The following is a 24751-nucleotide window of genomic DNA, read 5'->3' as shown; positions in this document are numbered from 1 at the left end:
CCCCAATGATCACGAAGCCCGTGCCTGCTCTGCTATGCACCCCAACCGGTCACGGCCCGACCAACCGCCCGACCCCGGAACTCGCCCAAGCCCTGACGCCCCACTGGTCGACCCCGCATCGAGGAGCAGCCGTGGTGGGGCCGGTCCACAGACGTACGTCAATCGCGTCTCGCGAGGCACAGCCACGCCGTACACAGTCCCGTCTCCTCCAACTGCCGTGTCCAGGCGACCGGCGACCTCCGCCCCGACCCCCTCCCGCCGAGCCCCGGGCGCCACCAGAAACAGCCCCACCGAACAGCTCTCGACATCCGGATACCGGTCCACGAGATCGACCAGGCCTAGGACGCGCCGCGGCTCCGGTCGCGGCGGTGAAGTAGTCCTCGCAGGACGCGAACAGCCGGGCCACGCCCTCCTCGTCCTCGGGCAGCAGCTCCCGCACCTGGATCTCGTCCATGCCTCAGTACCTCGTCGCCTCGAACCACACCGTCTTGCCTCCCCCGGACGCCCTCGCCACCCCCCACTTGTCGACCACCGCGTCCAGCAGCACCAGCCCGCGCCCGCTCTCGGAGTCCGTACACAACTCGCCTTTCAGCACCGGCTGTTGAGCACACCCGTCGGTCAGCTCCACGCGTACCCCCGCCGTCTGCCGCAACACCAGCAGCACACAGCGCCGGTCCGGAACATGCCGTACGACATTGGCGACCAGCTCCGTCACACCGAGCTCCACGGCGTCCGACAGCTCCGGCAGTCCCCATTCCTGCAGCAACGAGCGGACGATACGGCGGATATGACGGGCCGAGTGGGCGCCCGCGGTGAGGCTCAGGCGGTAGGTGGGGGGAAAGTACAGGTTCATGGGACGAGCGTGACCTGGCCCAACTACTCTGGGCTACAAGGCGGATACAACCAGTCCCGCAGTCCGCAGGCAGTCGTCGCACCCAAGGGGGCCGTGCGTGACCCACATCCACACTCTCGACCCGGGCGCCTCACCCCTCGACTACTACGGCTACGAGTTGCGCCGGTACCGCGAGGCCGCAGGCCTGACCCAGCGTCAACTTGGGGACATCGTCAACTACACGGGCTCGATGGTGGGCCAGATCGAGACGGCGCGGAAACTGCCGACCCAGGACTTCAGCGAACGCGCGGACGCGGCGCTGGGGACGGGCGGGGCGCTGTCCCGGCTCGTCGAGCTGGTGATGCGGAGCCAACTACCGTCGTGGTTCAGGCAGGTTGCCGAGCTTCAGGCGCGGGCGACCGAGATCTGCTCCTTCGAGATTCACATGATTCACGGTCTCCTGCAGACCCCAGCGTACGCACGTGCCGTGCTCGGCGTACTCGACCGGACCAACCTCGACGACCGCACCGCCGTACGAATGGCTCGGCAAAGCATCTTCGAGAAGGAGGAGCCGCCGGTCTTCTGGGCCGTCCTGAGCGAAGCAGCCCTGTATCAGGAGGTTGGCGACCGGGAGACCATGCGCGGTCAACTGGCCCATCTGTTGGGCTTCCAGCACGACCCGCGGATCAACATCCAGATCCTGCCGTTCACGGCCGGAGCCCACGCGGGACTGACGGGCTCGTTCGACCTCTACCGGTTTGCGAGCGATCCGTCCATCGTCTACACCGAGGGATACGGAAGCGCGCACCCGACCGCGAATCCGGACACCGTCAAGGACTGCTCGCTCCGTTACGATCATCTCCAAGCCGCCGCGCTGTCCCTCAATGACTCGGCGGAGCTGATCCGGCGCGTAATGGAGGAACGCTATGGAGAATCAAGCGACCCAGTGGCGTAAGTCCAGTTACAGCAGCGACCAGGGCGGCAACTGCATCGAGGTCGCCGAACTCCCCGCCGACACCATCGCCATCCGCGACTCCAAAACCCCCGCCGGGCCGGTACTCACCCTCCGGCCCGACGCGTTCCGTCGCTTCGTTTCCTGGAGCGGTACTACACCTGGGATCTGACACCCCCTTCCCGTGCCACCCGCCAGGATCTCCACTCCTTGCGGAGCATGAAGCCACGCAGGGCCGCGACGGCCAGGAACAGCAGACCGATGCCGAGCCTGGCCCAGCCTCCCGCCGTGACGAACCAGTAGAAGGCCAGGCCGGTGAAGAAGAGGGCGATCGCGATGGCCAACGGCTCGCGTATGTACCAGGGCAGGACGCGGAGGATCAGACTGATCAGCATGGCGAAAGTTGACCAGACCGCGTCAATTTACGCCATGTATGAGAGCCCTTACAGCCGCTGAAGGATCGTCCCGGTGGCCAGCCCACCCCCCGCGCACATGGTGATGAGCGCGAACTCCTTGTCCGTCCGCTCCAGTTCATGAAGTGCCGTGGTGATGAGCCGGGCCCCCGTGGACCCCACGGGGTGCCCGAGTGCGATCGCACCGCCGTTCACGTTGACCTTCTCCAGGTCCTGCTCGAAGACCTGCGCCCAGCTCAACACCACTGAGGCGAAGGCCTCGTTGATCTCGACGACGTCGATGTCCTTCAGGGACATGCCCGCCTTGCCCAGCACGGCCCGGGTCGCGTCGATCGGCCCGTCGAGGTGGAAGTGCGGGTCGGCGCCCACGAGCGCCTGCGCCACGATCCGCGCCCGAGGCCTCAGCTTCAGCGCCCGGGCCATCCGCTTGGACGCCCACATGATCGCCGACGCGCCATCGCTGATCTGCGACGAGTTGCCCGCCGTATGGATGGCCGTCGGCATGACCGGCTTCAGCCCGGCCAGCGCCTCCATGGACGTGTCGCGCAGCCCCTCGTCCCGGTCGACGAGCCGCCACATGCCCTGCCCGGCACGCTGCTCGTCCTCCGTCGTCGGCACCTGGACCGCGAACGTCTCCTTCTTGAACCGCTCCTCGGCCCACGCCACGGCGGCCCGCTCCTGCGAGATGAGCCCCAGCGAGTCGACGTTCTCCCGCGTCAGCCCCCGGTGACGGGCGATCCGCTCCGCCGCCTCGAACTGGTTGGGCAGGTCCACGTTCCACTCGTCCGGGAACGGCTTCCCGGGCCCGTGCTTGGACCCCGACCCCAGCGGCACACGGGACATCGCCTCGACGCCGCACGAGATACCGATATCGATCACCCCCGCCGCGACCATGTTGGCCACCATGTGCGAGGCCTGCTGCGAGGAGCCGCACTGGCAGTCGACCGTCGTCGCCGCCGTCTCGTACGGCAGCCCCATGGTCAGCCAGGCTGTGCGGGCGGGGTTCATGGACTGTTCGCCGGCGTGGGTCACCGTGCCGCCGACGATCTGTTCGACCGCGTCGGCGGGGATGCCGGTACGGCCGAGGAGTTCACGGTAGGTCTCGCCCAGGAGGTAGGCGGGATGCAGGTTGGCGAGCGCTCCGCCGCGCCTGCCGATGGGGGTGCGTACGGCTTCGACGATCACGGGTTCCGCGGCCATGGGGAGGTCCTCTCCTCGGGTACCCGCGCGGCGCGGGGGCGTCCCGGCCGACCCCGCCACGCTGAACTAGTACGTGTTCTAGTTCTGTGTGCAGTCTGCTGAATCCCTGTCCACAACCGCAAGGGGTGTGCACGCAATTGGGTTCGCCATGCCTCTTGCCTCTTGTAGAACCCGTTACTACCTTCACGACAACCCTGATTTCTGATGGACCGTCAGAATCGACGTCAGAATCCGAGCCGCGCAAGCTGGAGTAGCCCATGTCCTGTCCAGCTCTCCCCGAGGGGTTCGACTTCACCGACCCCGATCTGCTGCAAGCGCGTGTGCCCCTGCCGGAGTTCGCCGAGCTGCGCCGGGCCGAACCCGTCCGCTGGGTGCCCCAGTCGGGCAACATCGCCGGCTTCCAGGACGAGGGCTACTGGGCCGTGACCCGGCACGCCGACGTCAAGTACGTCTCCACGCACCCGGAGCTGTTCTCCTCGTACCTCAACACGGCGATCATCCGCTTCAACGAGCACATCGAGCGCGACGCGATCGACGCACAACGCCTGATCCTGCTCAACATGGACCCGCCGGAGCACACGCGCGTCCGCCAGATCGTGCAGCGCATCTTCACCCCGCGCGCCATCCGGGCGCTGGAGGAACGCCTGCGCGACCGGGCCCACAGCATCGCGGCGGCCGCACGCGCCCACCCCGGCCCCTTCGACTTCGTCACCGAGGTCGCCTGCGAACTGCCCCTCCAGGCCATCGCGGAGCTCATCGGCATCCCACAGGACGACCGGTCCAAGATCTTCGACTGGTCCAACAAGATGATCTCGTACGACGATCCCGAGTACGCCATCACGGAGGAGGTCGGCGCGGAGTCGGCCACCGAGCTGATCGCGTACGCGATGAACATGTCCGCCGATCGCAAGCAGTGCCCGGCGAAGGACATCGTCACGACCCTCGTGGCCGCCGAGGACGAGGGCAACCTCAACTCCGACGAGTTCGGCTTCTTCGTCCTCATGCTGGCCGTCGCCGGCAACGAGACCACCCGTAACGCCATCACGCACGGCATGCACGCGTTCCTGACCCACCCCGACCAGTGGGACCTCTACAAGCGCGAGCGCCCGGCCACCGCGGCCGAGGAGATCGTCCGCTGGGCGACCCCGGTCAACGCCTTCCAGCGCACCGCCACCCAGGACCTCGAACTCGGCGGCAAGCAGATCAAGAAGGGCGACCGCGTCGGCATCTTCTACGCCGCCGCCAACCACGACCCCGAGGTCTTCACCGACCCCGACGCCTTCGACATCCTCCGCGATCCCAACCCCCACCTGGGCTTCGGCGGCGGAGGCCCCCACTACTGCCTGGGCAAGTCCCTGGCCGTCCTGGAAATCGACCTGATCTTCAACGCGATCGCCGACGCCCTCCCGGGCCTCACCCTCGCGGGCGACCCCAACCGCCTGCGCTCCGCCTGGATCAACGGCGTCAAACACCTTCAGGTACAAGCGGACTGACGATCTCGGGCCGGCGGTCTCCCGGACCCGCCGGCCCGTCCCGCGGATCTCGAGGGAGGCAGGAACATCCCCCCTACGCCCCGTTCCTGCCTCCCCCGAGACCGGCGGCAGCGACCGGTTCGCCCTTCTCCTCGGCGGCCGGGGCGACCGCCGTACGCGCTCTCGGGCCCTGCAGCAGATACGACAGCCCGAAGCCCGCGCCCACGACCACCGCGCCGCCCACCGCGTCCAGCACCCAGTGGTTTCCGGTGGCGACGATCGCCGACACCGTGAAGAACGGATGCAGCAGGCCCAGGGCCTTCATCCACCACTTCGGCGCGATGATCGCGATCACCACTCCGCACCACAGCGACCAGCCGAAGTGCAGTGATGGCATCGCCGCGTACTGGTTGGTCAGGGCCGTCAGGGTGCCGTAGTCGGGCTTGGAGAAGTTCTGGACGCCGTGGACCGTGTCGATGATCCCGAGGCCGGGGAGGAGGCGGGGCGGGGCGAGGGGGTAGAGCCAGAAGCCGACCAGGGCGAGGAGCGTGGCGAAGCCGAGGGAGGCGCGGGCCCAGCGGTAGTCGACCGGGCGGCGCCAGTAGAGGACGCCGAGGACGGTCAGCGGGACCACGAAGTGGAAGGACTCGTAGTAGAAGTCGAAGAAGTTGCGGAGCAGGTCGACCTTCACCACCGCGTGGTTGACCCAGTGCTCGATGTCGATGTGCAGGAAGCGTTCGATGTCGAGGATCTGGTGGCCGTGGTGCTCGGCCCGCGCCCGCCCCTCCTCGTTCGAGCCGCCCGTCGCCGCGAGTCTGACCTTCTGGTACGCCGCGTACGTGACGCGGATCAGGAGCAGTTCCAGGAGGAGGTTCGGGCGGGTGAGGACCCGGCGCAGGTACGGGATCAGCGGGACGTGCCGGAAGCGCGCCGGTACCGGTTCGGCGTACTCGGTCGGGATCGGTGCCTGGTAGTACGACGACGTACGGGAGAGGAACGGGACCACCGTCGCGGCGGCCAGTGCGGCGAGCAGGACGACGTTGTCACGCAGGGGGTCCATCGCCGCCATGTTCGGCAGCATCATCTTCGCCGGCAGCGTCATGACCAGGATGACGGCCACCGGCCAGACGTAGCGGTCCGAGGCCCGCTTGCCGACCCGCCCCACCACCGCGAGCAGCACCCACAGCAGCTGGTGCTGCCAGGTGGTCGGGGAGACCGCGATCGCCGCGCAGCCGGTGATGGCCACGGCGAGGAGGAGCTGCCCGTCGCGCGCGTAGTGGACGGCCCGGCGGACGCCGAGGACGGCCACGGCCGTGCCCAGCGTGAAGAAGAGGGCGATCTCCAGCGGGCCGGTGAGGCCCAGTCGGAGCAGCGCGCCGTGCAGGGACTGGTTGGCGAGATCGTCGGCCTTGCCGCCCAGGCCGGTGCCCGCCATGTGGTGGACCCAGTAGGTGTACGAGTCGTGCGGCATCGCCGCCCAGGCGAGCGCCGTGGAGGCGGCGAAGGTCAGCCCGGTGGAAAGGGCCGCGCGCCTGCGGCCGGTGAACCACAGCAGCGGCGCGAAGAGCAGCACCGTCGGCTGGAGGGCGGCGGCGAGGCCGATCAGCAGGCCGCCGGTGCGCTCGCCGCGCACGACGAAGCAGCCGACCAGGACGAGCAGGACCGGGATGATGCTGGTCTGGCCGAGCCACAGCGCGTTGCGCACCGGCAGCGACAGCATGAGCAGGCTGATCGCGACCGGCGCGGCCAGCAGCGCGGTGCGCCGGCTGACCGGCTGCGGCAGGGCGCGGGCGACCACCAGACCGAGCGCCACGACCAGCAGCAGCGTGCCGAAGGTCCAGCCCCAGCCGAGCGCCTGCTCGGCCGCCCGGGTGAGCGGCTTGAGGACCAGGCCCCCGAAGGGGGTACCGGTGAACTGCGTCGAGTCGTACAACGACCCCTTCACATGCAGGACGCCGTTCGGACCGACCCAGGTCTCGAGGTCCGTCAGCCGCTCGCCCCTCGGCGTACTGAGGACGACGGCCACCTGCCGTACGGCGAGGACCGCCGCGACCAGCCACAGGCCCAGGCGGGCCGCGCGCAGACGACCCCTCACCCCGCCGACAGCCGTCGCCCCGTAGGCTCCCGCCGGTCGCCCGCTGTGCTCCACGTTCGCCACGCCTCGTCGGCCTCCCGCCCCGTTGCTCCGTGCGCCCCCTGAGAGAGACGCAGGCTACCCCGGCTTCACCTGACGTCCCTCCTCCTTTTGTCTGGATGACGATAGTCCGCCGGGGGTGGGGTTGCTCGCGCGGGACGCGATATGGATCACAACTGGGCGGGTTCTGCCCGGGAGCGGGCATTCGAGTCCCCGCACACCCCGTTTACGTGTATGGCGCAACGACGCGCGCCGGGCCCCGTCGGCCTCTGTCACGACCCCGCCGGTCGTCGCCGACTCGGCCAAAGGAACCACACCGCGACACCGCCGATCACGGCCGCGGCCATCATGGAGTAAGCGGGCATCATCATGTTGCCGGTCGCGCCCATCAGGGCTGTGAAGGCGTCGATTCAGTCGAGTCAACCGAGTCACCCGATTCACCCGATTCAGTCGATGAAAGGCACAGGTGCATGAGCGAGTCGCAGGTCTGGGACGACGTGGACGACTACTTCACCGCCCACCTCTCCCCGAACGACGAAGCCCTGGAAGCGGCCGTGCGCGACAGCGAGGCGGCCGGCCTCCCGCACATCGCGGTCAGCGCACCCCAGGGCAAGCTCCTGCAGCTCCTCGCCGAGATCCAGGGCGCCCGCACCGTCCTGGAGATCGGCACCCTCGGCGGCTACAGCGCCATCTGGCTGGCCCGCGCCCTGCCCGCCGACGGCCGGCTGATCTCCCTGGAGTACAGCGCCCGGCACGCCGAGGTCGCCACCCGCAACCTCGCGCGGGCGGGCCTGGACCGCGTGGCCGAGGTCCGCGTCGGCCCCGCCCTGGAGTCGCTGCCCAAGCTCGCCGACGAGAACCCGGCCCCCTTCGACCTCGTCTTCATCGACGCCGACAAGGCCAACAACCCGCACTACGTGGAGTGGGCGCTCCGGCTGACCCGCGCGGGCAGCCTGATCGTCCTCGACAACGTCGTACGGCAGGGCCGGGTCGCCGACCCGGACAGCACCTCGCCGGACGTGGTCGGCACCCGCACCGCGCTCGAACTGATCGGCAGCCACCCGAGGCTGACGGGCACGGCGATCCAGACGGTGGGCAGCAAGGGGTACGACGGGTTCGCGCTGGCGCGGGTGCTGGCGTAGTCCGTCGGGCCCTCCCCCGGCTCAGTCGGTCTTCGGTTCGAGACTGAACGCGGGGTACGTCGGCGTGGGGATACCGAACTGGTCGGGCGACGACGGTGCGGCGGAGGCCGTGGGCCTGCCGTTCGCGTCGCACAGGCCCGGTGAGGTCGGCGCGTACACGTGGTAGTCGGTCACCCGCTCGGTGGGGAAGGTGACGGTGTCGCCGAGGAGGGAGTTGCCCGTGCTGATCTGCGTCGGCAGCTCGCGGGACTTGAGCGGTCCGCCGACGTAGATCGCCTCCAGGAAGCCGTCACAGGGGCGGAGGGTCGCGAAGCCCTTCGGCGGGTGCACGGTGTGGGCGGTGCGGCCGTCGATGTGCAGTTCAGTGCGCTTCAGGGACTTGATGGCGAAGCTGTAGTTCACCTCGGAGCCGAGCGGGTCGGCGGCCGAGGAGGCGTCGGCCGGCCGGTAGTTGATCCGCCAGTACTGGACCTGGACGGTGACCCGGTCGCAGATCGGCCCTTCGAGGCCGGGCGTGGACTTGCCGAAGGTGACCACCCCCGCGTCCGCGGAGGGCTGGCCGATCTGCCCGAAGTGGACCCAGTCCGCCGCCTGCTTCGTGCTCCACTTCGCGCTGGGGTGACAGCCGGCGGCGTTCGTGGCGTACGCGTACGACGGTTTGGCCGCGGGGGGCGAGGCCGTGGCCGAGGGGCTCGATGCGGTGGCGGTCGCGGTCGTGGACGTGGACGTGTCGGGTGCGGCGTCGTCGTCGCCACCGCCCGAGCAGGCGGCGGCCAACGGGACCGCCGCCGCGACGAGCACCACTGCGAGCCGTATGCGTCTGATCCGTCTGTGTGACGCGGCCATTCCGTCCCCCGTCCTTTCGGTCGATCACCATGCTCCTGGGGGAAGTTGCCCAGAACGTCCGCTCTCAGACCTCAGAACTCGTGATAAAAGCCGACGTTGACGCTGCGCGGGGCGGTGCGGTCGCGGACGACGATCTCGCCGTTGCCTCCCCGGGGCAGGGTCACGGTGCCGCCGTAGGCGAGGGGCTGGGCGTACTCCCCCACCACCAGCCGCACCTCCGACGAGGGATCGGGCTGTGAACCCTGCAGCCAGGTCACCTGCCAGGTCCCCTCGGGCCCGCACAGGAATTCCAGGTGGACCCGCGAGACGAACAGCCAGTCGTCGGGCGTCACCAGACGGCACACCGCCCGGTCCCGGCCCACTCGCAGCACGGCACCGGGCTCACTCGGCGCGTCGGCCATCTGCATGCCGGCCGTGGCCCCCTCTTCCCCGGAGACGGTGGCCATGGTCAGTTCGAGCACGTGCACTCCTCTTGAAGTGTCCTTACGCAGCGGCCGCATGATAAATCGCCTGGGCATACCGCGTCCGGCACAATGGACTCATGACCGAGCGAAAGCCACCGGGTGTCCCGTTCGAGTCCTGGGTGGACCAGCAGATCCGTGCCGCGGAACGACGCGGAGAGTTCGCTCAACTCGCGGGCGCGGGCAAGCCGTTGCCGGCCGGCAGCGACACGACGTACGACGAACTGTGGTGGATCAAGCAGAAGATGGCCCGCGAGGGGCTGTCGGTCCTGCCGCCGACGCTGGCCCTGCGCAAGGAGGCCGAGGACACGCTCGCGGCGGCGTACGCGGCATCCTCCGAACGCATCGCGCGCAAACTGATCACGGACGTCAACGTCAAGATCCGCGACATGATGTACAAGCCGCCGCCCGGGCCCCCGCTGGGGATGAAGCCGTACGACGTCGAGGAGGTCGTACGGGAGTGGCGGGAGCGCCGGACGGCGGCGGGTGGGGCTGAAGAAGGCTCAGCCGTGTAGCAGGCGTTCGGCCAGGTCGCGGTAGTCACGCAGGGCGAGGCGGAGCTGCTCGGTGTCGGGGTGCGAGTCCTTGGTCCCCTTCGCGTCACCTTCCTGCCAGGACATCCGCAGCGTCCGCCGACGCCGCGTCACGGCCTCGACGAACCGCCCGGCGATCTCCTCGACCACCTGATCGGCCTCGGCGACCGCGTCCCGGGGCCCGTCGACGAACCCGGACACGGCGTGGCGCAGCCGGAGCTGGAGCTTGTCGGACTCGTCGTGGGGGAAGAGGCGGGGGCCTTCGGCTCCGGAGGTGGTGTCGGTGCGACGGGGGGTGCTTGTGGGGCCGGGGGTGGTGGCGGTGCGAGCGGCGGCGCCCGCCGGACCCGATACGCCGATCGCCGTGGTGTCGCCACCGCGCCGTTGATCTCGGTCGCCCGATGCCGTCGTGTCGTGGCCGGCCTGCCCGCCGGCACGGTCTGCGTCGGTCGTCGTCATGGCCCCGGGGGCCGTCTGACGGGCGGCGGCCGCGGAGTCCGCAGCGGCATCGCGGTCGGGGACGCGCGCCTTGGGGTCGGTGGCCTCGGACGGGGTCGGCGTCACGATCCGGCCCTCCGCCCGGTCGCCGTCACCGGGCGCGGTCTCTCGGCCGCGCCCGGCGCTCGCGCCCGTTTCCCGAGACCCACGGTCACTCGCCCCGGACGGGGTCGGCGCGACCGTCCCCCCTTCGGTGCGATCGGCGGTCTCACCCGCCACCCGCGCGTACCCGCGCCCGGTGCGGCCACCACCCTCGCCCGACGTCTCACCCTCGGGAGGCGTGGGCGTCACCGTCCGCCCCTCCGCCCTACCGGCACCCGGCACGCCCTCACGGCCCGCGGTCTCACCCGCCACCCGCGCGTACCCGCGCCCCGTGCGGCCACCACCCTCGCCCGACGTCTCACCCTCGCGAGGCGTGGGCGTCACCGTCCGCCCCTCCGCCCCACCGGCACCCAGCACGCCCTCACCGTCCGCGGTCTCACCCGCCCCCCGCGCGTACCCGCGCCCGGTGCGGCCGCCGCCCTCGTCCGGTGCCTCGCCCTCGGGCGGTGTCGGTGCCACTGTTCGCCGCTGTGTGTCGTCGTCCCCCGGTGTGCGCCCGCGGTTCGTGCCAGGGCCCGTCGTCGCGTCCGTCATGTCGGTCAGCTCCCCTTCGCGTGCCTTCGGGTGAAGGCCCACGGCACGTGGCCGCGACCCTCGTCGTGGCCGTCCGCGTGGGCGGCGGGCGCCAGGGTCTTCTCGTCGCGGCGGTCCGTCGTCATCAGGTCGTCGAAGAGTGCGCGGGCCTCGACCATGGCCTCCCGCATCTCCTCCGTGTCGGCCCGGTCTCCGTCCTGCCCGCCCGCACCCACGCGGGCGACCCGATGGACGTGCCGGTAGCCGTGCACGTGGTCGGCGTGGTGCACGGAGAGCGCGGCGAGCTGCTCCTCGTACTCGCGGCCGTCCGGGAAGCCCCGCGCGGCGGCCACTTCCGCCAGCAGCCGGTCCGCCTCGGCGACCGCGTCCTGGGGCGCGTCGACGAACCGCTCCTGCGCGGCCGTCCAGCGGGCCGCGTACTGCTCGCGCAGGCCCGCCTCCAGCGGCTCCTCGCGCAGCGAACCGTGCCGCTCCACGCGCTCGGTGAGCTCACGTTCGGCGGCCTTGGAGTCCCCGTCGTGCCGGGCCAGCGTGCGGGCGTACTCGGGCCCGAAGCGCTGCTTCAGGTCCCGGCCGCCACGGGGGCCCTTGGCACGCAGAGTCAGGGCGGCCGCTACAACGACCACGGCCGCCACGATCACGATCAGAGCGATGATCATGCCTGTGGACATGGGTGCCTTCCGATGTGTCGGCCCAACGGGCCGGTTCCCCCACCGGGTCACCCGGAAGGCACCGCCCAAACGGCACGGGCAGGGGTCACTCGGGAAGCGCTCAGGGCGCGAAGCGGCGCAGGCCGGTCACCGACCACACCGTCGCGATGCGCCCTCCGCTAGGAGTTCTTCGCCGCCCGGGCCCGATGAGCCGCGACCGTCGTCCGGCTCGCGCACGCGTTGGAGCAGAACCGGCGCGTGCGGTTCCGTGACTGGTCCACGAAGTAGTTTCCGCACCCGGCCGCGGCGCACCGCCCCAGCGTCACCGCCGGATCCCCGGCCACGACCAGGGCGAGCTTGGCGGCGATCAGCTGGCCGACCCAGCGCCTCGCCGGGGTGCCGTTGCGGCTGAAGTGGATGTGCCAGCCGCCGAGGCCGTCATGGTCGGACAGGTGCATTTCCGGCGGGTAGTCGCGCAGCAGGCGGTGCACGGCGTCAGGGGCGGTGCCGTCGACCGACTGCGCCAGGGCCGTGCGCACGAGGTCCGGCAGCTCGCCGTAGTCGCCGTCCGGCGGCGGAGTGACCTCGTGTTCCGCGAAGAACGCGGCGACCAGTTCGCCGTGCCGGTCGAGGGTCCCGGTGTTGGCCAGCTCGACGGCCAGCCGCGTCACGTTCCCAATGTAGTCACCGTATTGCACTTGACCACCTACATCGCCGCTTCTTAATGTAGGCGTCATGTTATCTGATGACACCTACATAGCCCGCCGTCTGATGCTGCTCGGGGAGTGGGACAGCGCGCTCGCCGTCCTGGGCCCGGACGCCGATCCGGAGCTGCGCGCGGAGATCGCCGTCGACCGCTGGTTCTTCCGGATCGAGGGTCATGAGGAGGCCGAGAAGGCGGTCGCGGCGCTCGATCCCGTATCGCCGACCGCGCACCTGCTCACGGCCCGACTGGCCTACAGCCGCCTGCTGTTCCGGCGCGACGCCCGCGCCGACGACCGCGCCGTGGCCGAGGCCGGCTACCGCGCGGCGGCCGAGAGCGGCGACGAGAAGCAGCGCGCCTGGGCCGAGTACCACTGGGCCGTCCTGCTGGACAACATCGACGAGGACCCGGCCGGCGCCCTCCCGCGCTACGAGACAGCGCTCGCGATCGCGACGAAGACCGGCGACGGCTACTTCGAGTCCTACATCATCCGGCACCTCGCACCGCACAAGGAGCCCGCCGAGCGGATGGCGATGCTGCGCCGCTCGCTCCACCTGCGCGCCGCGCTCGGCGCCCGGCCCCAGACGATCGCCGCGCAGGCCCTCCTCGCCGACAACCTCCCCGAGAACGACCCCGAGCGCGCCGAGCTCATACGGACCTTCCGCCCGGGTGCGGAAGAACTGCGCATCGGCTGGCTCCTGTCCGGGGGCTGATCCGCCGAGCACCCGTGGGCTCCCCGGCGGTCACGGCATATTCGCTTGCGTGGGCGACACGCCGCTTCCGCAGAATGGCCGGATGACGACGAGCTGGACCATCGCCCCCGAGCCCTTCGACTCCCCCGTCGCGACGGCCCTCTGGCGGGCGTACTACACGGAGGTCAGCGACCGCTACTACCTCCTGCACGAGGGGCGCAGGACCGATCCGGACGAGCTGGAGCGGGAGGTCGCCGCCCGCACCGGCGCCGAACTCGCCCCGCCCGCAGGGCAGTTGCTCGTCGGACGGTACGGGGGCGAGCCGGCGGGTTCGGCGGGGGTACGGCTGCTCGACGCGACGACCGCCGAGCTGACCCGGGTGTTCGTGCTCAGGGAGCTGCGCGGCAGGGGCGGAGCCGCGCTGCTGGTGCGGGCCGCCGAGGAGGCCGCCCGGGACCTGGGCGCCGCCCACCTGATCCTCGACACCCGAGCCGACCTCACCGAGGCCCGCGCCCTGTATGCCCGCCTGGGCTACGCGGAGACCGCGCCGCACAACGACGACACGTACGCCGACCACTGGTTCCGCAAGGACCTGCTCAACTGACCTTCCCCGCGGAGCCGTTGTGCGGCTGCTCCCGTTCCGAACCGCACAGCTCGTCGTTCAGTTCCTTGACCAGCCGTGCCAGATCGGTCGGCCGGTCGGGTCCCCACCAGTCGCCCAGCAACGCGGCGAGGGACTCCTCGCGGGCCCGCGACAGCCGCTCCGCGACCTCACGGCCGGTGTCGGTGAGGACGAGGTCGAGGCCCTCCCGGGTCGCCAGGCGCCGTTCCTCGACCTGGCGGGCCGCGTCGAGGATCACGTTCAGCGGCACGGCGCTGCGGTCCGCCAGCACCGCCGGCTCCGTCCAGCCGTACCGCTTGATCCGCAGCAACAGCCAACTCGCCGCCGGGAGAAGGTCGTAGCCCGCGCGTTCGGTGATCTCCCGGTAGATCTCCCGTCGGCCCTCCCGTGTGCCCAGCACGGAGAGCGCACGGCACACCTCGTCGTACGACGACCGCTCGACCGGGTTGCTGGCCAGCGTCTCCGTGACGTCGGGCGCGGTGACGGACCCGCGCAGCGGGTCCTCCTTCAGGAACCAGGCGAGTACGAAGCCGAAGGCGGCGACGGGGGCGGCGTACAGGAACACATCGGTGATGGACGAGGCGTAGGCGTGCAGGGCGGGTCCGCGCAGGGTCGGGGGGAGTGAACCGATGCCCCGGGGGTCGGACTTGAGGGCGTCCGGCGAGACACCGCCGGGCAGCCGTACGCCCCGGAACGCGTCCGTCAGCTTGTCGCCGAGGCGGCTCGCGAAGATCGTGCCGAAGATGGCCACGCCGAAGGAGGCTCCGATGGAGCGGAAGAAGGTGGCCCCGGATGTGGCGACGCCGAGATCCTCGTACGAGACCGCGTTCTGCACGATCAGCACCAACACCTGCATGACCAGGCCGAGTCCGAGGCCGAAGACGAAGAAATAGACACTCATCTCAGCCGTGGAGCTGCCCTCGTCGAGCTGGTGGAGGAAGAGCAGCCCCAAGGTGGTGACCGCTGTCCCTGTGACCGGGAACACCTTCCACCGCCCCGTCCTGCTGACGATCTGTCCGGAGGCCGTGGACGACAGCAGCATCCCGAACACCATCGGCAGCATGTGCACACCGGACATGGTGGGCGAGACGCCCTGCACGACCTGCAGAAAGGTCGGCAGATAGGTCATCGCGCCGAACATCGCGAAGCCGACGATGAAGCTGATGACCGCGGCGAGGGTGAAGGTGCGGATGCGGAACAGCTTGAGCGGGAGGACGGGTTCGGACGCCCGCCGTTCCACGAGCACGAAGGCGACGGCGAGCACCGCTCCCGCCACGGCCAGTCCGACGATCTGCGCCGAGCCCCAGCTCCATGTCGTGCCGCCGAGGGAGGCCACCAGCACCAGGCAGGTGGCGACGGACGCGATCAGGAAGGTGCCGAGGTAGTCGATGACATGGCGGGTGGCCTTGCGCGGGATGCGCAGCACGCCCGCGATCACGGCGAGCGCGACGACGCCCACCGGGAGGTTGACGTAGAACACCCAACGCCAGCTCAGATGCTCGGTGAACAGACCGCCCAGCAGCGGGCCGAGCACGCTCGTCGCTCCGAACACCGCCCCGAACAGGCCCTGGTAGCGGCCGCGTTCGCGGGGCGGGACCACGTCCCCGACGATCGCCATCGACAGCACCATCAAACCGCCGCCGCCGAGCCCCTGAACCGCCCGGAACCCGATCAACTCCGGCATGTTCTGGGCCATTCCGCAGAGCGCGGAGCCGATGAGGAAGATGACGATGGCGGTCTGGAAGAGCCGCTTCCGGCCGTACTGGTCGCCGAGTTTGCCCCACAGCGGGGTCGCGGCCGTCGAGGCCAGCAGGTACGCGGTGACCACCCACGACAGGTGTTCCAGACCGCCGAGGTCACTGACGATCGTCGGCAGCGCGGTCGACACGATGGTCTGGTCGAGCGCGGCGAGCAGCATCCCGAGGAGCAGCGCGCCGATCGAGACGAGGACGTTCCCGGGCACATGCGGATCCCGTGCCTCCTGCCGATGCCCGGTCACCGCGGGCGCATCCCCTGCCATCAGACCTCCCAAGGAATTGGTGCCCTTCCATCGTGGTCGGAGTGACCGGATATGGCCTGTCGAGTCCTGCGGAGGGCGGTATTCCGGGGGCTTGTGGAAGACGAGGTGGAGGAGATCTGAATAATGTCTGGGGTTCGCGAGGAGAGCGTGGAGGGAGGGATGAACACGTGACAGACCCGAAAGGTCACCTGTGCCCGGAGTGCGGTGCGCCGAGAGGCACCGACAACACCCCGTCCTGCGGCTGCACACAGCGGGCCGCCGACGCCCTGCGCGACACCCGTACGGCGGAGGCGGCGGCCGCGGAGGACTTCGACCCACTGCGCATACGGCCGTACGTCGAGCTGGAAGGCTCGACAGGAGGGGCGCTGGAAGGCTCGGCAGAAGAGGCGCCGGAGGGCGAGGCCGACGCGACCATGCGGTTGCGGGCCGTGCCGGGTGATGTGGGCGCCCCGTCCGTGTTGCCGACCCCGCTCGCGCCCTCCACCGATGACCCCCGTACGCAGGATCTACGGCTGTTCGAGGCACCCGACGCGGACGAGGAGACCGGTGATGCGCGTCCGTCGCGTCATCGGCGCCGTACCGTCCTGCTCGGTGTCGGCGGGGCTCTGGTGGCCGTCGTGGCCGCGGCCGGGCTGGCCAGCGGGGTGTTCTCCTACCAGACGCCGTCGCGGGACACGGCCCTGCCGGACGACGTACGGGCGAGCGTGCCGGACGCGTCGACGAGCTCGGCGTCCCGGTCTCCGTCGGGTGCGGCCACGTCGCTGCGGCCCGCGCCCCCTGCCGCGCAGGTGAGCAGCAGCCCGTCCTCCTCGCCGTCCCCGTCGGCGTCCAGCCCCTCACCGACCCCGTCCCGCTCGACGACCCCGACGACGACCCCACCGACGGCCACCGCCACCGGCACGGTCACCTCCAGCGACCAGCAGAGCCAGCCGCCGGTCCTGCGCCGCGGGGACAGCGGGCCCGAGGTGACGGAGCTGGAGCTGCGGCTGACCCAACTCGGCCTGTACACACGGAAGGCGAGCGGCCACTACAACGAGGGCGTCGAGGACGCCGTGACGCGGTATCAGCAGGCGCGGGGGCTCGAGGTGCCGGAGTTCGGGGTGTACGACCTCACGACGCGGTCCCACCTGGAATCGGAGACGACGGAGCCCTGAGCGTTTGTCAGCCCGTCCGGCGTGTGAGGACGAGGCCCCTTCAGGGCCGAACGGGGGCCTGGGGGCGAAGCCCCCGGAACACCGTCACTGTACGTACAGCCGAATCGTCCCGTCGGCCGCACCCTCGACCCGCACCTGTGTGAGGTCCCGCACCACCACGTCCGGCTCGTGGAAGTCCGCCCGGGCGCCCACGCCCACCACCCGCATCCCCGCGGCGCGCCCGGCGGCGATCCCCGCCGCCGAGTCCTCGAAGACGATGCAGTCGGCCGGATCGATGCCCAGCTCGGCGGCGCCCTTCAGAAACCCTTCCGGGTCCGGCTTGCTCGCCCCCACGCACTCCGCCGTCACCCGCACCTCCGGCAGCGCCAGCCCCGCCGCCGCCATCCGTGCCGTGGACAGCGCGACGTCCGCCGACGTCACCAGCGCGTGCGGCAGCCCCTTCAGGGACGCCAGGAACTCCCCCGCCCCGGGGATCGCCACGACGCCGTCCATGTCGGCGGTCTCCTCGGCAAGCATGAGGGCGTTGTCCGCGTGGTTCTGCTCCATGGGGCGGTCGGGCAGCAGTACGGCCATGGAGGCGTACCCCTGGCGTCCGTGCACCACCTTCATCACCTCGTCCGGGTCCAGCCCGTGCTCTTCGGCCCAGCGTCGCCAGATGCGCTCGACGACGGCGTCGGAGTTCACGAGGGTGCCGTCCATGTCCAGCAGGAGGGCGTGGGCGGTCAGGACGGTGGGCACGGTGGTGACCGTCATCGGCAGCTCCAGAACGCGGGGCGGAGGAACAAGGCGGCCCCGCCCGCCGGTCAGGGAAAACGGGCGGGAGCCACTTTGTTTCTCTACGGTACAAAACCGGACCGACATTCGCCAGGCCTTCCGGAAACAGTTCACCCGCTGTTCAGCTCGCCCGGTGCCCGGCTCACCCGGCCACGGCCTCCCAGAGGCTCCACGCGCCGAGCGCCAGCATCAGCAGCGCCGCGACCTTCGTGATCAGCGCCAGCGGCACCCGCTTCATCAGCGCCTTTCCGCCGACGATGCCCAGCCCGGCCACCGCCCACAGCGCCAGCACCGCACCGAGACCGACGGACAGCGGGTCGCCGTAACGGGCCGCGAGGTTCGCCGTCATGATCTGGGTCAGGTCACCGAACTCGGCGACGAGAATGAGCATGAATCCGGCGCCGGCGACCTTCCAGAAGGACTGGTCCTCCGGATTGCGGATCTCCTCGTCGCCGTCGTCCTTCTTCAGGAGCAGCACGGCGGCGCCGCCCAGGAACAGCACACCCGTCAGCACGTGCACGATGCGCTGGGGCAGCAGGGTCAGGACGCTGCCGGCCGCGACGGCGAGCACGACGTGCAGCAGGAAGGCCGTCGCGACGCCGGCGAAGACGTACGACGCCCGGTAGCGCGTGCCCAGCACAAGCCCCGCCAGCGCGGTCTTGTCCGGCAGCTCGGCGAGGAAGACGACGCCGAAGACGAGCGCCGTGACGGTGATGCTGATCAAGGTTCCTCAATCGGTCGGGGCTGCCCCACCGAGAGTGTTGCTGCTGCGCGGACACCTCGGCATGGCAGCACACGGGTGGTGCACTGCTTGCCGAAGGTCTCGCCGACCGACCGTGAAAGATCAGCCTCCGGGCGCCGGCTCAGACGAGCTGAGCAGTATGTCGACGGTCCGGCGAAGAGCTACTCCCCTTCTGCACGGTCCATCGTACGCGACGCACGGGAGAGAGAAAGTTCGACCGTGCGTCTTGTCATGTCATGAACACGTCATTAACTTCTTACCCAACACTCACCTTCCCGCAACACGGCGCCGCGAGCATTTCCCCTGCTCGCACCCCAACGCCCCCACGCCCCAAGGGAGTTCGCATGCCGAAGTTCTACGCGCGTCGACGGCTCAGCATACTCGCGGCTCTTACCGGACTCATAGCCTCCGTCGGACTCTTCAACGGTCCGACCGCCTCCGCCGCCCTCCCCACCCCGGTCAGCGCCGCCACCGCCCGCACCTACCTCGCCTCGCTCACCGTGGCGACGGAGAGCCGCACCGGCTATGACCGCGACCTGTTCCCGACCTGGATCACGATCGAGGGCACCTGCAACACCCGGGAGTACATCCTCAAGCGGGACGGTACGAACGTCGTGACCAACTCCGCCTGCACCGCCACCAGCGGCTCCTGGTACTCCCCGTACGACGGCGCCACCTGGACCGCCGCCTCGGACCTGGACATCGATCACCTCGTCCCGCTGGCCGAGGCCTGGGACTCCGGCGCCGGCGCCTGGACCACCGCCCAGCGCCAGGCCTTCGCCAACGACGTCACCCGCCCGCAGCTGCTCGCCGTCACGGACAACGTCAACCAGTCCAAGGGCGACCAGGACCCGTCGACCTGGGTGCCGTCCCGCTCCGCGTACGTCTGCACCTACGTCCGCGCCTGGGTCCAGGTGAAGTACTACTACAACCTCAAGGTCGACTCCGCCGAGAAGTCGGCGCTCACCAGCTACCTCGCCGACTGCTGATCGTTGCGCTGATCGTTACGCAAGGAACCTCCCCGCCCACCTCCGTCGTTCCGTACCGTACGGGGCGACGGAGGAGGGTGCCGCGTGGCCGAACTGCGCCTGGGTCCACTGCTGAGGTATGCCGACGGTTCGTCCGCGACCGTGTGGGTCGAGGCCAGTCGGCCGTGTGCGGCCGAGGTGCACTGCGCCGACGGGGCGCGCGGCGAGGCCCGGACCTTTCAGATCGCCGGCCATCACTACGCCCTTGTGCCGGTCACCGGACTCACCCCGGGCACGACGACGTCGTACGACGTCCTTCTCGACGGCACGCGCGTGTGGCCGGTGCCGGACTCGCCGTTCCCGCCCTCCGTCATCCGCACCCCACCGGAGGACGACGGCGTCCGTGTCTCCTTCGGCTCCTGCCGCTGGGCCGCCCCGCCCGGCGACGAGCCCGACCCCGTCGGCCCCGACGCCCTCGACACCCTCGCCGCCCGCATCGCGGCCGACCCGGACTCCGAACGCCCCGACGTCCTGCTCCTGTTGGGCGACCAGGTGTACGCCGACGAGATCTCCGAGGCGACCCGGCGGTGGCTGGCCGCGCGGCGCGATCTGAGTGATCCCCCGGGCACGGAGGTCGCGGACTACGAGGAGTACACCCGGCTCTACTACGAGTCCTGGCTCGATCCCGAGATCCGCTGGCTGCTGTCCACCGTGCCGAGTTGCATGATCTTCGACGACCACGACGTCATCGACGACTGGAACACCTCCGCCGCCTGGCTGGAGGACATGCGGGCCACCCCGTGGTGGCGCGAGAGGCTGCTGAGCGGGCTGATGTCCTACTGGGTGCATCAGCATCTGGGCAATCTGTCCCCGGCCGAGCTGGCCGCCGACCCGCTCTACGCCGCCGTGCGCGAACTCCCCGACGGCACCGACGAGTTGCGCGCCTTCGCCTGCAAGGCCGACGCCGACATGGCGTCGGTGCGCTGGAGCTACCGGCGCGACTTCGGGCGCGTACGGCTGCTGATGGTGGACTCCAGGGCGGCCCGTGTGCTCGACGAGGAGACACGGGCGATGCTCGACCCGGGCGAAGCCCAGTGGTTGCGCGAGCAGGCGCTGGACGGGCTCGGTTCCTACGACCATCTCCTCGTCGGCACCTCCCTGCCCTGGCTGCTGCCGCATCTGGTGCATGACGCCGAGGCATGGAGCGCGGCTCTGTGCCGGGGGGATCGTGGGGCGCGCTGGGCGCGGTTCGGGGAGGATCTGCGGCGGCGGGCGGATCTGGAGCACTGGGCGGCGTTTCCGGCCTCCTTCGCCGCGCTGGCCGAGCTGATCGCCGAGGTCGGTTCGGGGGCGGGGGCACCGGCGACGGTGCTCGTGCTGTCGGGGGACGTGCACCACGCGTACGTGGCCGAGGCCTCGTGGCCATCCGGTGGCCCGAACTCCCGTGTGCTGCAGCTGACTTGCTCGCCCGTGCACAACGCCGTGCCGCGTGCGATACGCGTCGGCTTCCGGTTCGGGTGGAGTGCGGCGGCGCGCGTGCTGGGGCGGCGGTTCGCGCGGCACGGCGGGTGTGCGCCGACGCCGGTCAAGTGGCGCAAGACGGGCGGGCCTTGGTTCGGCAACCAGCTCATGACCCTGACGCTGAAGGGGCGTTCGGCGCGGCTGCGGCTGGAGCAGGCGCGGGAGAAGGGTGTGCTGGAGACCGTGAAGGAGTCCGTCCTCACCCACCCGTAGGTGACAAACGGGGTGTCTGAGACCCGCGTTGACTTCCGTGACTCCGGGGGTCCCCCGGGCTCGAAGAGGTCGAGGGAGGCATGATGAGGCGGACCGTCCGCTTCCGCCGGGCGGTGTGCCGCCAAGCGCCCCCCCCACGCCCGGGAGTCACCCTCTTGTCTGCACCACCCGCAGCGCAGCCCCCCGTCTCCCTCGCCGTGGTCGGCGCCGGACCGCGCGGCACCAGCGTTCTGGAGCGCCTGTGCGCCTCCGTGCCGGAGCTGCTGCCGCCCGGGGCGCGGTTGACGGTGCATGTGGTCGACCCCTCGCCGGCGGGGGCCGGGGCCGTGTGGCGGACCGCCCAGTCGCCCGAACTGCTGATGAACACCGTGGCCTGCCAGGTGACCCTGTTCACCGACGACAGCGTGGACTGCTCGGGGCCGGTGCGGCCGGGGCCGAGTCTGTACGAGTGGGCGGGCGGCGAGCTGGGCGCCGACGAGTACCCGACCCGGGCGCACTACGGCCGTTATCTGGAGTGGGTGTTCGGGGAGGTGGTGCGCGAGGCCCCGCCCGGCGTACGCGTCGAGGTCCATCGCGCGCGTGCCGTACGGCTCGACGACGGGCCGGGCGGGCGTCAGACCCTGCTCCTCGACGACGGGCGCGCCCTGACCAGCCTCGCCGCGGTCGTCCTCGCCCAGGGACACCTGCCGACCACCGCGGACGGGGCCGAGCACCGGACCACGGCTTACGCCGACCGTCACGGACTCCGCCATGTCCCGCCCGCCAACCCGGCCGACGTCGACCTCTCCCCCATCCGCCCGGGCGAACCCGTCCTGTTGCGCGGGCTCGGCCTCAACTTCTTCGACCACACAGCCCTGTTGACGACCGGCCGCGGCGGCCGTTTCGTTCACGATCCACACGGCGGCCTGCGGTACGTCCCCTCCGGCCGCGAACCCCGTCTGTACGCGGGGTCCCGGCGTGGTGTCCCGTACCAGGCGCGCGGCGACAACGCGAAGGGGCCGTACGGGCGGCACACCCCGCTGGTGCTCACCCCGGAGGCGATCTCCGGCTTCCGCAAGCGTGCGGACTCCGGCGAGGCGCCCGATTTCCTGGGCGAGATATGGCCGTTGGTGGCGAAGGAGGTGGAGACGGTCTACTACGCGGGACTGGTACGACACCCCGAGTTCGTGGACCGCTTCCTCGCCGTACCGCACCGCGATCCCCAAGAGGCGCGGATACTCGGCGAGTTCGGGGTGCCTCAGGACGAGCGGTGGAGCTGGGAGCGGGTCTCCCGGCCTTACACGGAACGGGAGTTCACACATCCGGGCCAGTGGCGGGCGTGGCTGCTGGCGTATCTGCGCGAGGACGCCGCGCAGGCCGCGCTCGGCAATGTGGACGGTCCGCTGAAGGCGGCCCTGGACGTGCTGCGGGATCTGCGGAACGAACTCCGGCTGATCGTCGACCACGGCGGTCTGACGGGCGTCTCCCGCCGCGAGCACCTGGACCGCTGGTACACCCCGCTCAACGCCTTCCTCTCCATCGGCCCGCCCCGGCGCCGTATCGAGGAACTGGCCGCGCTGGTGGAAGCGGGAGTGGTGGAGATACTCGGGCCGCGACTGGAGGTGCGGGAGGACGGCGGGGTGTGGGTGGCGCGCTCGCCCGAGATACCCGGCTCCGAGGTCCGTGTGACCACCCTCGTGGAGGCCCGCCTACCGGAACCGGATCTGCGACGCACCGCCGACGCGCTGCTCGCCGGGCTGCTGCGGACGGGACAGTGCCGGCCGCATGTCGTGGATGGATACGAGACCGGCGGACTGGACGTGACGGAGCGGCCGTACCGCCTGATGGACCGTCAAGGAAACGTGCATTCAAGGCGGTTCGCGTTCGGGGTGCCGACGGAGGGCGTGCACTGGGTGACGGCGGCGGGAGCCCGGCCAGGCGTGGATTCGGTCACACTTTCGGATGCGGATGCGGTGGCGAGAGCTCTGCTACGTGCGGCGATCCGGGAAACGGAACCAGAAGCGGAACCGAACCGGTGGCCAAATGTTGAACTCGCAAGCATCGATTAGGTCCACCTAACGTGGATTGCTCATTCGGTACCGCCGCCCCCACTGCCGGTCAGTCCCCGACCGGTCCGACGGAAACGAAGGAGCACCCCCCGCCATGTCCGCACGTCTCAACACCGCTCAGCCCTACGCCCTCGGCCTGTTCCGCATAGTCGTCGGCCTGCTCTTCGCCTGCCACGGCGCAGCCTCGCTCTTCGGCGTCCTCGGCGGCGCGGCCGGCACGGACGGGGGCACCGTACAGACCGGTGCCTGGCCGTTCTGGTACGCGGCCGTCATCCAGTTCGTCGGCGGCATCCTCGTGCTGCTCGGCCTCGCTACGCGCGTAGCCGCCTTCGTCGCCTCGGGCTCGATGGCGTACGCGTACTTCAAGATGCACCAGCCGCACGCCCTGTGGCCGATGGAGAACGGCGGCGAGGCCGCGGCGATGTTCTGCTGGACCCTTCTGCTGCTGGTGTTCACCGGCTCCGGCGCCTTCGGCCTGGACCGACTGTTCGCCAGACGCTCGGCCTCCAGGGAGCAGGCGTCCGCGCAGACTCCGGTCACTGCCTGACTCAGCCCAGCTGCCGAGCAGGAACGATTCGGTGCCCTTCTCCGCCTGCGCGGGGGAGGGCACCTCGCGTGTGTCGCCGTCCGGCGCCCCGGGAGACGCAGGCGGGTGAACGTCCTGTGCCGATCACACGCGCCCCCCATGAATCTCCTGTCACACCCCAGGCGTACGCTGTATGGCTGTTGATGGCCGCCCTGCCGCTCCCCTGCGACGTCGCGGCAGATGTGGTCCACGGGGGAGTTCACGGGGAGTCTGCGGTGCTGGAGAGTGTGGGGTCACTGACCGGGACCCCTTGGATCTACGCCATGGTGGCACTGTCGGTGCTGCTCGACGTGTTCCTGCCGGTCCTGCCGAGCGGGGTGCTGGTGATCACGGCGGCCACTGCGGCGGCCGCGGGCTCGGCGACCGGTCAGGTGCCGCACGAGGTGCCCGACATCATCGGGCTGACCCTGTGCGCGGCGGCGGCCTCGGTCCTCGGTGACCTGGTGGCGTACCGGCTCGCCTGGCGGGGTGGTGAACGCCTGGACCGTGCCATCGCACGCTCACGTCGGCTGACCTCCGCGCAGGAACGTCTCGGCCAGGCCCTGGCCCGTGGCGGCGGCGCCCTGGTCATCCTCGCCCGCTTCGCCCCGGCCGGCCGCTCGGTCGTCTCCCTCGGCGCCGGCGCCGCCCACCGCCGGGCCCGCGACTTCCTGCCCTGGTCGGCGCTGGCGGGGCTGGCCTGGGCGGCGTACAGCGTGGCCCTCGGCTACTACGGCGGGCAGTGGCTGGGTACGACGTGGCTGGCGACCGGGGTGTCGGTGCTGGCGCTGTTCGGGGCGGGGGCGGGGGCCGCGTATGTGATGCGACGGCCGGTGAAGGCGTCGTAGACGCTTGTCCGTTGTGGCCTAGTAGTGCTTCGTTAGGTGTAGGCGTTTGTGCTGATCAAGAGCATCTTGAAAGTGTGGACACGCATGAAGTGAACCGATTACGGGCTGCGTT

General features: G+C 70.5%; 25 protein-coding genes. 13 read left to right on the top strand and 12 right to left on the bottom strand.

The features are described 5' to 3' along the window. Nucleotides 1-457: 457 nt before the first annotated feature. Nucleotides 458-853, bottom strand: a complete 396-nt coding sequence (locus tag ACWC09_RS48965) for an ATP-binding protein (protein WP_450858367.1) — start codon at nt 851-853, stop codon at nt 458-460. A gap of 97 nt (nt 854-950) precedes the next feature. Here ACWC09_RS48965 and ACWC09_RS48960 point away from each other — a divergent pair, with 97 nt between their 5' ends. After that, entirely contained in the window at nt 951-1787 is an 837-nt protein-coding gene (locus tag ACWC09_RS48960; protein ID WP_450858365.1) for a helix-turn-helix domain-containing protein, read from the top strand. Then, nucleotides 1759-1956, top strand: coding sequence for a DUF397 domain-containing protein (locus ACWC09_RS48955; protein ID WP_450858364.1), 198 nt, complete (start codon nt 1759-1761; stop codon nt 1954-1956). The genes ACWC09_RS48960 and ACWC09_RS48955 overlap by 29 nt, the downstream gene beginning before the upstream one ends. Here ACWC09_RS48955 and ACWC09_RS48950 read toward each other — a convergent pair. Both ACWC09_RS48950 and ACWC09_RS48945 read right to left on the bottom strand, forming a co-directional pair. After that, on the bottom strand, nt 1940-2179 hold the full coding sequence (locus tag ACWC09_RS48950) for a hypothetical protein (protein ID WP_450858363.1): 240 nt from the start codon (nt 2177-2179) through the stop codon (nt 1940-1942). The two genes, ACWC09_RS48955 and ACWC09_RS48950, sit on opposite strands and share 17 nt — an antisense overlap. Nucleotides 2180-2227: 48 nt before the next feature. Beyond that, the gene (locus ACWC09_RS48945; RefSeq protein WP_450858362.1) at nt 2228-3397 is read right to left on the bottom strand and encodes a steroid 3-ketoacyl-CoA thiolase; all 1170 of its coding nucleotides are present in this window, start codon (nt 3395-3397) and stop codon (nt 2228-2230) included. A gap of 257 nt (nt 3398-3654) precedes the next feature. Here ACWC09_RS48945 and ACWC09_RS48940 point away from each other — a divergent pair, with 257 nt between their 5' ends. Continuing rightward, nucleotides 3655-4890 (top strand): cytochrome P450, encoded by a 1236-nt coding sequence (locus ACWC09_RS48940; protein WP_450858361.1) that lies wholly within the window; start codon nt 3655-3657, stop codon nt 4888-4890. A gap of 73 nt (nt 4891-4963) precedes the next feature. Here ACWC09_RS48940 and ACWC09_RS48935 read toward each other — a convergent pair whose 3' ends face one another. Then, nucleotides 4964-7027, bottom strand: coding sequence for a bifunctional glycosyltransferase 87/phosphatase PAP2 family protein (locus tag ACWC09_RS48935; RefSeq protein WP_450858360.1), 2064 nt, complete (start codon nt 7025-7027; stop codon nt 4964-4966). 446 nt (nt 7028-7473) lie between these two features. Here ACWC09_RS48935 and ACWC09_RS48930 point away from each other — a divergent pair, with 446 nt between their 5' ends. Further along, complete coding sequence (locus ACWC09_RS48930; protein ID WP_450858358.1) at nt 7474-8145, top strand: O-methyltransferase; 672 nt, start codon at nt 7474-7476, stop codon at nt 8143-8145. Between the two features lie 21 nt (nt 8146-8166). Here ACWC09_RS48930 and ACWC09_RS48925 read toward each other — a convergent pair whose 3' ends face one another. Continuing rightward, on the bottom strand, nt 8167-8991 hold the full coding sequence (locus tag ACWC09_RS48925; protein WP_450858357.1) for a hypothetical protein: 825 nt from the start codon (nt 8989-8991) through the stop codon (nt 8167-8169). Between the two features lie 71 nt (nt 8992-9062). Then, the gene (locus ACWC09_RS48920) at nt 9063-9452 is read right to left on the bottom strand and encodes a hypothetical protein (RefSeq protein ID WP_450858355.1); all 390 of its coding nucleotides are present in this window, start codon (nt 9450-9452) and stop codon (nt 9063-9065) included. A gap of 80 nt (nt 9453-9532) precedes the next feature. Between ACWC09_RS48920 and ACWC09_RS48915 the strand changes: the two genes are divergently transcribed. Continuing rightward, nucleotides 9533-9967: a DnaJ family domain-containing protein gene (locus tag ACWC09_RS48915; RefSeq protein WP_450858354.1), complete on the top strand. Its 435-nt coding sequence runs from the start codon at nt 9533-9535 to the stop codon at nt 9965-9967. Here the strand turns inward: ACWC09_RS48915 and ACWC09_RS48910 are convergent. The 3 genes from ACWC09_RS48910 to ACWC09_RS48900 all read right to left on the bottom strand — a co-directional run bounded on the left by ACWC09_RS48910 (nt 9956) and on the right by ACWC09_RS48900 (nt 12440). Beyond that, nucleotides 9956-11119, bottom strand: a complete 1164-nt coding sequence (locus tag ACWC09_RS48910) for a hypothetical protein (RefSeq protein ID WP_450858353.1) — start codon at nt 11117-11119, stop codon at nt 9956-9958. The two genes, ACWC09_RS48915 and ACWC09_RS48910, sit on opposite strands and share 12 nt — an antisense overlap. 5 nt (nt 11120-11124) lie before the next feature. After that, the gene (locus tag ACWC09_RS48905) at nt 11125-11790 is read right to left on the bottom strand and encodes a hypothetical protein (protein ID WP_450858352.1); all 666 of its coding nucleotides are present in this window, start codon (nt 11788-11790) and stop codon (nt 11125-11127) included. A gap of 158 nt (nt 11791-11948) precedes the next feature. Further along, on the bottom strand, nt 11949-12440 hold the full coding sequence (locus ACWC09_RS48900; RefSeq protein ID WP_450858351.1) for a CGNR zinc finger domain-containing protein: 492 nt from the start codon (nt 12438-12440) through the stop codon (nt 11949-11951). Nucleotides 12441-12504: 64 nt separating this feature from the next. Here ACWC09_RS48900 and ACWC09_RS48895 point away from each other — a divergent pair, with 64 nt between their 5' ends. Then, nucleotides 12505-13185 (top strand): hypothetical protein, encoded by a 681-nt coding sequence (locus tag ACWC09_RS48895; protein WP_450858349.1) that lies wholly within the window; start codon nt 12505-12507, stop codon nt 13183-13185. A gap of 82 nt (nt 13186-13267) precedes the next feature. Beyond that, nucleotides 13268-13768: a GNAT family N-acetyltransferase gene (locus ACWC09_RS48890; protein ID WP_450858348.1), complete on the top strand. Its 501-nt coding sequence runs from the start codon at nt 13268-13270 to the stop codon at nt 13766-13768. On the opposite strand, the gene ACWC09_RS48885 is transcribed toward ACWC09_RS48890, so the two are convergent. Continuing rightward, a complete protein-coding gene (locus ACWC09_RS48885; protein ID WP_450858346.1) occupies nt 13761-15806 on the bottom strand; it encodes a DHA2 family efflux MFS transporter permease subunit in 2046 nt (681 codons plus the stop codon). The genes ACWC09_RS48890 and ACWC09_RS48885 overlap by 8 nt on opposite strands. A gap of 167 nt (nt 15807-15973) precedes the next feature. Here ACWC09_RS48885 and ACWC09_RS48880 point away from each other — a divergent pair, with 167 nt between their 5' ends. Continuing rightward, a complete protein-coding gene (locus ACWC09_RS48880; protein WP_450858344.1) occupies nt 15974-16960 on the top strand; it encodes a peptidoglycan-binding domain-containing protein in 987 nt (328 codons plus the stop codon). An 84-nt stretch (nt 16961-17044) separates the two neighbouring features. Here the strand turns inward: ACWC09_RS48880 and ACWC09_RS48875 are convergent, their stop codons facing one another. After that, complete coding sequence (locus ACWC09_RS48875; RefSeq protein WP_450858342.1) at nt 17045-17713, bottom strand: HAD-IA family hydrolase; 669 nt, start codon at nt 17711-17713, stop codon at nt 17045-17047. A 163-nt stretch (nt 17714-17876) separates the two neighbouring features. Then, nucleotides 17877-18458: a TMEM165/GDT1 family protein gene (locus ACWC09_RS48870; RefSeq protein WP_450858340.1), complete on the bottom strand. Its 582-nt coding sequence runs from the start codon at nt 18456-18458 to the stop codon at nt 17877-17879. A gap of 362 nt (nt 18459-18820) precedes the next feature. On the opposite strand from ACWC09_RS48870, the gene ACWC09_RS48865 reads away from it, so the two are divergent. From ACWC09_RS48865 to ACWC09_RS48845, 5 genes are all read left to right on the top strand, one after another. Continuing rightward, the gene (locus ACWC09_RS48865; protein WP_450858339.1) at nt 18821-19465 is read left to right on the top strand and encodes an HNH endonuclease family protein; all 645 of its coding nucleotides are present in this window, start codon (nt 18821-18823) and stop codon (nt 19463-19465) included. An 84-nt stretch (nt 19466-19549) separates the two neighbouring features. After that, entirely contained in the window at nt 19550-21178 is a 1629-nt protein-coding gene (locus ACWC09_RS48860; protein ID WP_450858337.1) for an alkaline phosphatase D family protein, read from the top strand. Nucleotides 21179-21333: 155 nt separating this feature from the next. Continuing rightward, nucleotides 21334-23226, top strand: coding sequence for an FAD/NAD(P)-binding protein (locus ACWC09_RS48855; protein WP_450858335.1), 1893 nt, complete (start codon nt 21334-21336; stop codon nt 23224-23226). Between the two features lie 94 nt (nt 23227-23320). Beyond that, entirely contained in the window at nt 23321-23773 is a 453-nt protein-coding gene (locus tag ACWC09_RS48850; RefSeq protein WP_450858333.1) for a DoxX family protein, read from the top strand. A 254-nt stretch (nt 23774-24027) separates the two neighbouring features. Next, the gene (locus ACWC09_RS48845) at nt 24028-24639 is read left to right on the top strand and encodes a DedA family protein (protein ID WP_450858331.1); all 612 of its coding nucleotides are present in this window, start codon (nt 24028-24030) and stop codon (nt 24637-24639) included. Nucleotides 24640-24751: the final 112 nt, after the last annotated feature.

The organism is Streptomyces sp. NPDC001617, from assembly GCF_053596855.1.
The sequence above is the reverse complement of the archived record's forward strand: the minus strand, read 5'-3'. Positions and strand labels throughout refer to the sequence as shown.